Origin of the sequence: Pseudomonas sp. C1C7, from assembly GCF_013359595.1 — a bacterium.
Taxonomy (GTDB): domain Bacteria; phylum Pseudomonadota; class Gammaproteobacteria; order Pseudomonadales; family Pseudomonadaceae; genus Aquipseudomonas.
The window spans coordinates 125,602-135,500 of record NZ_JABFMP010000016.1 but is presented as its reverse complement, the minus strand read 5'-3'; the positions used below and the strand labels follow the sequence as shown (position 1 = coordinate 135,500).

At 62.2% G+C, this 9,899-nt stretch carries 7 protein-coding genes; 6 read left to right on the top strand and 1 reads right to left on the bottom strand.

Annotated features, from left to right (window positions below; all coding sequences use genetic code 11):
• Positions 1-211 precede the first annotated feature (211 nt).
• The 6 genes from HNO86_RS15540 (at position 212) to HNO86_RS15515 (ending at position 8,712) form a co-directional block, all read left to right on the top strand.
• Complete coding sequence (locus HNO86_RS15540) at positions 212-1,372, top strand: efflux RND transporter periplasmic adaptor subunit (RefSeq protein ID WP_175377818.1); 1,161 nt, start codon at positions 212-214, stop codon at positions 1,370-1,372.
• On the top strand, positions 1,369-4,470 hold the full coding sequence (locus HNO86_RS15535; protein ID WP_175377817.1) for a multidrug efflux RND transporter permease subunit: 3,102 nt from the start codon (positions 1,369-1,371) through the stop codon (positions 4,468-4,470). Before HNO86_RS15540 ends, HNO86_RS15535 begins: the two co-directional genes overlap by 4 nt.
• A 9-nt stretch (positions 4,471-4,479) precedes the next feature.
• Positions 4,480-5,157 (top strand): heavy metal response regulator transcription factor, encoded by a 678-nt coding sequence (locus HNO86_RS15530; protein WP_007916978.1) that lies wholly within the window; start codon positions 4,480-4,482, stop codon positions 5,155-5,157.
• Positions 5,147-6,511 (top strand): heavy metal sensor histidine kinase, encoded by a 1,365-nt coding sequence (locus HNO86_RS15525; RefSeq protein ID WP_175377816.1) that lies wholly within the window; start codon positions 5,147-5,149, stop codon positions 6,509-6,511. The genes HNO86_RS15530 and HNO86_RS15525 overlap by 11 nt, the downstream gene beginning before the upstream one ends.
• Before the next feature lie 188 nt (positions 6,512-6,699).
• Positions 6,700-6,924 carry a hypothetical protein gene (locus HNO86_RS15520; RefSeq protein ID WP_175377815.1) on the top strand — a complete coding sequence of 75 codons (225 nt, stop codon included), beginning with the start codon at positions 6,700-6,702 and terminating at the stop codon, positions 6,922-6,924.
• 285 nt (positions 6,925-7,209) lie between these two features.
• On the top strand, positions 7,210-8,712 hold the full coding sequence (locus HNO86_RS15515) for a sensor domain-containing diguanylate cyclase (protein WP_175377814.1): 1,503 nt from the start codon (positions 7,210-7,212) through the stop codon (positions 8,710-8,712).
• Between the two features lie 175 nt (positions 8,713-8,887).
• On the opposite strand, the gene lpxC is transcribed toward HNO86_RS15515, so the two are convergent.
• Positions 8,888-9,799: a UDP-3-O-acyl-N-acetylglucosamine deacetylase gene (gene lpxC / locus HNO86_RS15510; RefSeq protein ID WP_175377813.1), complete on the bottom strand. Its 912-nt coding sequence runs from the start codon at positions 9,797-9,799 to the stop codon at positions 8,888-8,890.
• Positions 9,800-9,899: the final 100 nt, after the last annotated feature.

Genomic DNA, 9,899 nt, shown 5'->3' with positions numbered 1-9,899 from the left:
CGGCCGCCAGGCCGAAACAAAGAAAGCGGCCGTTACCGCAGCATCGGATATGCCCCCAATCCCCCACCCCCTGGTCGGCCCAGAGGCCGCCAAGACCAAAGCGCAGAGAAAACTGACAACGCCGTCAGTTAGCAGTCACCTTCCTGACCCCCAAACAGGTTTATAAAGGAACATACCAACCCTATAAACCCTGCCCTGGCGCCTCTCCCGAATGCGAATCCAGCAAAAGCCCGTCCTGCTCGTCGCCCTTCTGATCCTCCTGGCAGCGCTGGGCCTGTGGTATGCCACCAAACCCGCCAAGACCAAACTCGCCGCGCCCAACGCCATCCCGGTGCGGGTGATCAACGTCGCCGAAAAAGACGTGCCCCGCTACGTCAGCGGCATCGGCTCGGTGCTGTCGCTGCACAGCGTCGTGGTCCGTCCGCAGATCGACGGCATCCTGACCAGGATCATGGTCAAGGAAGGCCAACTGGTAACCAAGGGCGACCTGCTGGCCACCATCGACGACCGCTCGATCCGCGCCAGCCTCGATCAGGCCAGGGCGCAACTGGGCGAGAGCCAGGCGCAGCTGCAAGTGGCCCTGGTCAACCTCAAGCGCTACAAACTGCTGAGCGTCGACGACGGCGTCTCCAAACAGACCTACGACCAGCAACAGGCGCTGGTCAACCAACTCAAGGCCACCGCCCAGGGCAACCAGGCCTCGATCGACGCCGCTCAGGTGCAACTGTCCTACACCCAGATTCGCTCCCCGGTCACCGGTCGCGTCGGGATTCGCACGGTGGACGAAGGCAACTTCCTGCGCATGACCGACACCCAGGGCCTGTTCACCGTCACCCAGATCGACCCGATCGCCGTGGAATTCTCCCTGCCGCAACAGATGCTGCCGACCCTGCAGGGCTTGATCAGCGATCCGCAACACGCCCCGGTCAAGGCTTACATCGGGGCCGACACCGACGGTGAAACCGGCAACCTGTTGGGCGAGGGCCACCTGACCCTGATCGACAACCAGATCAACGCCAACACTGGGACCATCCGCGCCAAGGCCGAATTCAACAACGCCTCGCAGAAGCTATGGCCGGGCCTGCTGGTGACGGTAAAAATTCAGACAGCCCTCGACAAGGATGCGCTGGTGGTGCCGCCCACTGTCGTACAGCGCGGCCTGGATCAGCCGTTCGTCTACCGCGTCCAGGGCGACAAGGTGGAAACGGTGCCGGTGGAAATGGTCTACCAGACCAGCGGCCAGAACATCATCAAGGGCGTGAAGCCCGGTGACGTGCTGGTCAGCGACGGCCAGTCGCGGCTCAAGCCCGGATCCACCGTGCAAGTGCTGACCGAGCCCGCGCAGGTGGTGCAATCGGAGGCCGCGCAATGAAAGGCCACGGCTCGGTATCGGCCTGGTGCATCGACCACCCGGTAGCCACGGTGCTGCTGACCTTCGCCCTGGTGCTGCTGGGCGTCATCGCCTTCCCGCGACTGCCGGTGGCGCCTTTGCCCGAGGCGGAATTCCCGACCATCCAGGTGGCGGCGCAACTGCCCGGCGCCAGCCCGGAAACCATGGCGTCGTCGGTAGCCACGCCCCTGGAAGTGCAGTTCAGCGCTATTCCCGGCGTGACCCAGATGACCTCGAGCAGCGCGCTGGGCTCAACCAACCTGACCCTGCAATTCACCCTCGACAAGAGCATCGACACCGCCGCCCAGGAAGTGCAGGCGGCGATCAACACCGCCGCCGGCAAGCTGCCCAAGGACATGCCGAACCTGCCGACCTGGCGCAAGGTCAACCCGGCTGACAGCCCGGTGCTGATCCTCAGCGTCAACTCGTCGCTGATGCCCGGCCCCGAACTCAGTGACCTGACGGAAACCCTGTTGTCCCGTCAGATCAGTCAGATCGACGGTGTAGGACAGGTCAACATCACCGGTCAGCAACGTCCGGCGATTCGCGTCCAGGTCTCGGCGGACAAACTGGCGGCCATCGGCCTGACCCTGGCCGATATCCGTCTGGCGATCCAGCAGACCAGCCTCAACCTGGCCAAGGGCGCGCTGTACGGCGAGTCGAGCATTTCCACCCTGTCCACCAACGACCAGCTGTTCCACCCCGAGGACTACAGCCAGCTGATCGTTTCCTACAAGGACGGTGCACCGGTCCACCTCAAGGACGTGGCCAAAGTGGTCAACGGTTCGGAAGATGCCTACGTCCAGGCCTGGGCGGGTTCGCAGCCTGGGGTCAACCTGGTGATCTTCCGCCAGCCGGGGGCCAACATCGTCGAGACCGTGGACCGCATTCAGGCCGCACTGCCGGGCCTGGAAGCAATGCTGCCGGCCTCGGTGCAGGTCAAGACCCTGATCGACCGCACCCAGACCATCCGCGCCTCGCTGCATGAAGTGGAAATCACCCTGCTGATCGCCATCATGCTGGTGGTGGCGGTGATGGCGCTGTTCCTGCGCCAGCTGTCGGCGACGCTGATTGTGTCGGCGGTGCTCGGCGTTTCGCTGGTTGCCAGTTTCGCCCTGATGTACGTCATGGGGTTCAGCCTCAACAACCTGACCCTGGTGGCGATCGTGGTCGCCGTGGGCTTCGTGGTCGACGATGCGATTGTGGTGGTGGAGAACATTCACCGGCATCTGGAGGCCGGCGACGGTATGCGCGAGGCCGCGATCAAGGGCGCCGGGGAGATCGGCTTCACCGTGGTGTCGATCAGTTTCTCGCTGGTGGCGGCGTTCATTCCGCTGCTGTTCATGGGCGGCGTGGTCGGGCGGCTGTTCAAGGAATTCGCCCTGACCGCGACCTCGACCATTCTGATTTCGGTGGTGGTGTCCCTGACCCTGGCGCCGACCCTGGCCGCGCTGTTCATGCGCGCCCCGGTGCACGATGCCCACGCTAAACCGGGCTTCGGCGAACGCCTGCTGGCCCTGTATGAGAAAGGCCTGCGCCGCGCGCTGGTGCATCAGAAACTGATGCTCGGCATCTTCGGCCTGTCGGTGGCCCTGGCCGTCGGCGGATACATCTTCATTCCCAAGGGCTTCTTCCCGGTGCAGGACACCGGTTTCGTCCTTGGCACCACCGAAGCGGCTGCGGATATTTCCTACGGCGACATGGTGAAAAAACACCTGGCGATGGCCGAAATCGTCGCCGCCGACCCGGCGGTCCAGGCGTTCTCGCACTCGGTCGGCGTGTCGGGCAGCAACCAGACCATCGCCAACGGCCGCTTCTGGATCGCCCTGAAAAAACGCGGCGACCGCGATGTGTCTGCCAGTCAGTTCATCGACCGGATTCGCCCGCAACTGATGAAAGTCCCGGGCATCGTCCTGTACCTGCGCGCCGGCCAGGACATCAACCTCAGCTCTGGCCCGAGCCGCGCCCAATACCAGTATGTGCTCAAGAGCAACGACGGCGCCGTGCTGAGCACCTGGACCCAGCGCCTGACGGAAAAACTGCGCGGCAACCCGGCGTTCCGCGACGTTTCCAACGACTTGCAGCTGGGCGGCAGCATCACTCACATCAGCATCGACCGCAGTGCCGCGGCACGCTTCGGCCTGACCGCCAGCGATGTCGACGAAGCGCTGTACGACGCCTTCGGCCAACGGCAGATCAACGAATTCCAGACCCAGGTCAACCAGTACAACGTGATCCTGGAGCTGGACACCAAACAGCGTGGCAAGGCCGAAAGCCTCAACTACTTCTACCTGCGCTCGCCGTTGAGTGGCGAGATGGTGCCGCTGTCGGCGCTGGCCCGCTTCGATGCGCCCACCGTCGGCCCGCTGTCCATCGCCCATGACGGCATGTTCCCGGCCGCCAACCTGTCGTTCAACCTCGCTCCCGGCGTGGCACTGGGCGATGCGGTGATCATGCTCGACCAGGCCAAGGCCGACATCGGCATGCCGGTGGCGATCAGCGGCAACTTCCAGGGCGCGGCCCAGGCGTTCCAGAGCTCGCTGGCCAGTCAGCCGTGGCTGATCCTCGCGGCGCTGGTGGCGGTGTACATCATTCTCGGCGTGCTCTATGAGAGCTTCGTGCACCCGCTGACCATCATCTCGACCCTCCCGGCGGCGGGCCTTGGTGCGGTGATCATGCTCTGGGTTTGCGGCCAGGACTTTTCGATCATGGCGCTGATCGGCCTGGTGCTGCTGATCGGCATCGTCAAGAAGAACGGCATCCTGATGATCGACTTCGCCCTGGAGGCGCAGCGCAAGGGCGGCCTGCCTCCCGAGGAAGCGATCTTCCAGGCCTGCCTGACGCGGTTCCGGCCGATCATCATGACCACCCTCGCCGCCCTGCTCGGCGCCCTGCCGCTGATGCTCGGCTACGGCACCGGCGCCGAGTTGCGCCAACCCTTGGGGATCGCGGTAGTCGGCGGCCTACTGGTGAGCCAGGCGCTGACGCTGTTCACCACGCCAGTCATATACTTATGGCTCGAGCGGCTATTTCATCGGCCCAAAACCACGTCCTTACCGGCGCTGGCGACCACAGACTGAGGCGGGGTCATGCGTGTCCTGATTATCGAAGACGAAGAAAAAACCGCGGACTATCTGCACCGCGGCCTGACGGAACAGGGTTACACCGTGGACCTGGCCCGCGATGGCGTGGAAGGCCTGCACCTGGCGCTGGAAAGCGACTACGCGGTGATCGTCCTCGACGTGATGCTGCCGGGCCTCGATGGCTTCGGCGTACTGCGCGCCCTGCGTGCGCGCAAACAGACGCCGGTGATCATGCTCACCGCCCGCGAGCGCGTCGAAGACCGCATCAAGGGCCTGCGCGACGGTGCCGACGATTACCTGGGCAAACCCTTTTCCTTCCTCGAACTGGTGGCCCGCCTGCAGGCGCTGACCCGTCGCAGTGGCGGCCACGAACCGGTGCAGGTGAGCATCGCCGACCTGTGGATAGACCTGATCAGCCGCAAGGCCACCCGCGCCGGCACCCGCCTGGACCTCACCGCCAAGGAGTTCTCGCTGCTCAGCGTGCTGGCCCGCCGCCAAGGCGAAATCCTCTCGAAAACCGCCATCGCCGAGATGGTCTGGGACATCAATTTCGACAGCGACGCCAATGTCGTCGAAGTCGCGATCAAGCGTCTGCGGGCCAAGCTCGACGGCCCCTTCGATGAAAAACTGCTGCACACCATCCGTGGCATGGGTTATGTGCTGGAGAGCCGTGGTGTCCAGTAACAGCATCGCCCTGCGCCTGAGCGGCATGTTCACCCTGGTGGCGCTGCTGGTGTTCCTGTTGATCGGCTGGGCGCTGTACCAGCAGGTCGACAAGGGCCTGGGGCTGCTCCCCGAAGCCGAACTGGATGCGCGTTACAGCGTGCTCGAATCCACGGTTGGCCGCTACGGCACGCCGGAGCATTGGGTGAAGATCAACAACAAGCTCAAGCTGCTCGGCGAAGAGGACAAGCGCATCAGTTTCTGGATCACCAGCGGCGATCCTCACTACGAATACGGCAACCTGACACCGCAGATCCGCAAGTTCGCCGAGGGCCCCCTGGGCATGCGCGACATGTCCCTGCCCGGCCAGCCCTACCCGCTCAAAGTGCTGGTCAGCCAGTTCCCGGCCAAGGACCAGCGACCGCCGTTGCGCTTCATGATCGGTATCGACACCGAGACGTTTTTCCACACCCAGCATCAGCTGTTGATCGCCCTGATCAGCCTGGCGATTGTCGGCGTGCTGCTGGCCTCGGCCCTGGGTTACTGGGTGGCGCGGATCGGCCTCAAGCCGCTGATCAAACTGTCCCAGGAAGCCCAGCGCCTGGCGCCGCCGCTGCGCTCCGGACGTTTGCGACTGTCGCCGTTGCCGCCGGAACTGAATCAGTTCGTCAACTCGTTCAACGCCACCCTGGAACGGGTCGAGCAGGCCTACTCGCGGCTCGAATCCTTCAACGCCGACGTCGCCCATGAACTGCGCTCGCCGTTGACCAACCTGATCGGCCAGACCCAGGTGGCACTGACCCGTGGGCGTTCGGCGGAACATTATTTCGAGGTCCTGCAATCGAACCTTGAGGAGCTTGAGCGGCTGCGCTCGATCATCAACGACATGCTGTTTCTGGCCAGCGCGGACCAGGGCAGCAAGGCGACCAAACTCACCTCCACGTCCCTGGCCGATGAAGTGGCGACGACCCTGGAGTACCTGGACTTCATCCTCGAAGATGCCCAGGTTCAGGTGCAGGTCAGCGGCGATGCCCAGGTGGAAATCGAGATCGCCCATCTGCGGCGGGCGCTGATCAACCTGCTGAACAACGCGGTGCAGCACACCGAGCCGGGCCAGGTGATTCAGGTGCAGATCCAGGCCGAGGAGCATCGGGTCAGCATCGGCGTGGCCAACCCCGGTTCGCCGATTGCCAACGAACACCTGTCACGGCTGTTCGAGCGTTTCTACCGGGTCGATGCTTCGCGCAGCAACAGCGGGCACAACCACGGCCTGGGGCTGGCGATCGTCAAGGCGATCGCGTTGATGCATGGCGGGGATGTGTTTGTGCGCAGTGACCACGGGATGAATACCTTCGGGATTCATTTGCCGGTTTGAGAAGATCAAAAAATCGCAGCCTTCGGCAGCTCCTACAGGGAAACGCATTTCAATGTAAGCGCGCCGAAGGCTGCGATCTTTGCTTTTCACGTAACAGTCATTTCATGAATCCGCTCTTTTTCCAGACCGCCGACATCCTTATCTTTGCTCGCACCAAACAGCACTTGCCAAGCAAGAAGGTTTTAAAGATGTCCAACAGTATGGGTATTGCCAGCGCTTTCGTTTTGTCCTCGTTGATCGCTTCTCCTTTCGTCATGGCTGAAGAGTCGCAAGCGTTCGTCGCCCAGAACGCCGCACGCGCCGCCGCTTACGAAGAGCACCAGACCGAGATGACGGCCAAGGCCCAGCAAGCCACTCAAGCCCCGCAGGCCTCCAGTTCCCAAGCCCGTGGCGAAGTCCTGAAGGACAGCTGATCCCCGCGCATCGCACCCGTTTCCCCCGACATTTTCACGGCTCTTTCCCGTGAAAATTGTCTCCAGGGCCGCCCTCACCAGCGGCCTTTTTTTCGTCTGTTATTACCGGACTCGCAAGGATGCGCATTCCCTGTATGAGCTAGCTTGCTCGCGAGGGTCGCGAACGATAACACTGGAAACCTGACACCCCGCGGTGCTTCGTCTTCCATCGCGAGCATGCTCGCTCCTACAGGGATCGGGGTATGGGACTACGCTTAGTCAGTCATTCCCGCAGACCTGTGCCCCATGACCGTACGCCGTACCCCTCAACGTGCAAGCAGCGCCGGGCGGCCCGAGCTTCTGGTGATTCTCGGCAGCAGCCTGACCGTCATCGCGATCATCGCCATCGTCACCTTTCTGCTGATTCGCGAACGCGCCAACGCTCACCAGACCGCCACACGCAGCGCGACCACCATCGCGCAACTGATCGACGCCGATGTGCTGCGCACGGTGGAACTCTACGACCTGACCCTGCAAGGCCTGATCGCCGCCGCGCAACGGGACGATCTCAAGCAGGTGTCGGCGCAGGTTCGCCAACTGGTGCTGTTCGACCGCTCCGCCACGGCGCGTTTCAAGAGCGACATCCTGTTGCTCGACAAGCATGGCGAGGTGCTCGCCGACTCCTCATTGATCGAGCCCAAACCGGGCAACTTCGCCGACCGGGAATACTTCCTCGCCCATGCCTTCAACCGCGACGTCGGCCTGTTCATCAGCCGTCCGTACAAGACCCGCTGCGACTGCGAGTTCAACGACGAATGGCAGATGAGCTTCAGCCGACGCGTGTCTTCGGCCAGCGGTGAGTTCCTGGGCGTCGCGGTGGCTTCGATGCGTCTGGAGTACTTCGAGCAGCTGTTCAACAGCCTCGACATTGGCACCGACAGCACCCTGGCCATCATCAACGACGACGGCGTGCTGCTGGCCCAGAAGCCTTTTCTGCAAGGCAGCTCCATCGGCAAGAGCTACGCCGGCCGGCCCAACGTCGTGCGCATGTTGCAGGAGCGCAGCGGCAGCTTTGACAGCGTGTCGAGTGTTGACCGGCGACAACGCCTGTACACCTTCAGCCGGGTCGGCAACCTGCCGCTGACGGTGATCGTCGCCCTGTCCGGCGATGAAGTGTTCGCGGCCTGGAAACGCACGGCGATTGTCATCAGCGGTGCCACCGGGGTGCTGTGCCTGGCGTTGCTGTGGCTGACCTGGCTGCTCTGCCGCGAACTGCGCCTGCGCCACTGCATCGAGAAGGAGCTGGAGCAGTTGGCTGCCACTGACGCCCTGACCGGCGTGGCCAACCGCCGAACCCTCGATCAGACCCTGCGCCACGAATGGTTCCGCGCACAGCGCTCCGGCAAACCGATGTCGGTGCTGATGATCGATGCCGACCACTTCAAGGCCTTCAACGACCGCCACGGCCACCCGGCGGGCGATGAAGCCTTGCGCTCGCTGGCCGAGGTCATCAGCGCCAACGTCCACCGCCCGACCGACCTGGTGGCCCGTTATGGGGGCGAGGAGTTTTCGGTGATCCTGGCGGAAACCGACAACGATGGCGCCCGGCAGATCGCCGAGCGTATTCGCGAACAGGTCGAGCAATTGCCGGTGGTCGCCGGTGATGAGCGGCCCATGACGGTAAGCATCGGCATCAGCACCTGGACCACCGCCAGCGATATCAGCCTGGAGCAATTGCTGTTTGCGGCGGACAAGGCGCTGTACCAGGCCAAGGATGGCGGGCGTAATCAGGTGGTCAGCGAAACCTGAATCACCAAATCCCTGTAGGAGCTGCCAAAGGCTGCGATCATTTGATTTCAAAAACAGGATCAAAAGATCGCAGCCTTCGCCAGCGCCTACTTTTTGAAGCGTACAGCCATGAAATCACAGGTATAAAAAAAGGCCACCCGAAGGCAGCCTTTAAAAAACTAGAGAGGTTTTTTACTTACACGGCCGCAACAGGGCGCATGTAAGAGATCGGTGCAGTGCTGGCGTCTTCAAACGTCACGACTTCCCAGGCATCTGTCTGCTCAATCAACTTGCGCAGCAGCTGGTTGTTCAGTGCGTGGCCGGACTTGAAGCCCTTGAACTCACCAATCAGGCTGTTGCCCAGCAGGTAGAGGTCACCAATTGCATCGAGAATCTTGTGCTTCACGAATTCGTCTTCATAGCGAAGGCCGTCTTCGTTCAGTACGCCATCGGAATCAACCACGATCGCGTTTTCAACGCTGCCGCCGAGTGCGAGGTTGTGCTTGCGCAGGTACTCGATGTCACTCATGAAACCAAAGGTGCGGGCGCGGCTGACTTCTTTTACGAACGAAGTGCTGGAAAAATCCACGCTTGCACTTTGTGTGCGGTTACGGAAAACCGGGTGATCGAAATCGATCTCGAAGCTCACCTTGAACCCGTCGAAAGGGACGAAAGTGGCGCGCTTGTCGCCGTCTTCCACTGTCACTTCCCGCAGGATGCGGATGAACTTCTTGGCGGCGTCCTGTTCTTCCAGGCCAGCCGACTGAATCAGAAATACGAAGGGTCCAGCGCTACCATCCATGATCGGGACTTCGGACGCGGAGAGCTCGACGTAGGCGTTATCGATGCCCAGGCCAGCCATGGCCGAGAGCAAGTGCTCAACCGTATCCACTTTCACGTCACCGTTGACCAGCGTCGTCGACATGGTTGTCTCGCCGACGTTGGCTGCACGAGCCGGGATCTCGACCACAGGATCGAGGTCGGCACGGCGAAAGACGATTCCGGTGTCGATCGGTGCAGGCTTGAGGGTCAGGTAAACCTTTTCCCCGGAGTGCAGGCCTACACCTGTGGCACGGATAATATTTTTCAGTGTGCGTTGTTTAATCATGGCTTGGGCCGCTTCAGCGCAATTTGCGAACTGGTATCAACAAAGGCTGGCGATGATAGCAGACCACGCCTTTGCTGAACACCAATCACCTTCATAGCCC

Bases quoted from the DNA above. Each gene is read 5' to 3' on its own strand.
- lpxC (WP_175377813.1), bottom strand. From the start codon at position 9,799: ATGATTAAACAACGCACACTGAAAAATATTATCCGTGCCACAGGTGTA.
- HNO86_RS15540 (WP_175377818.1), top strand. From the start codon at position 212: ATGCGAATCCAGCAAAAGCCCGTCCTGCTCGTCGCCCTTCTGATCCTC.
- HNO86_RS15515 (WP_175377814.1), top strand. From the start codon at position 7,210: ATGACCGTACGCCGTACCCCTCAACGTGCAAGCAGCGCCGGGCGGCCC.
- HNO86_RS15530 (WP_007916978.1), top strand. From the start codon at position 4,480: ATGCGTGTCCTGATTATCGAAGACGAAGAAAAAACCGCGGACTATCTG.
- HNO86_RS15520 (WP_175377815.1), top strand. From the start codon at position 6,700: ATGTCCAACAGTATGGGTATTGCCAGCGCTTTCGTTTTGTCCTCGTTG.
- HNO86_RS15535 (WP_175377817.1), top strand. From the start codon at position 1,369: ATGAAAGGCCACGGCTCGGTATCGGCCTGGTGCATCGACCACCCGGTA.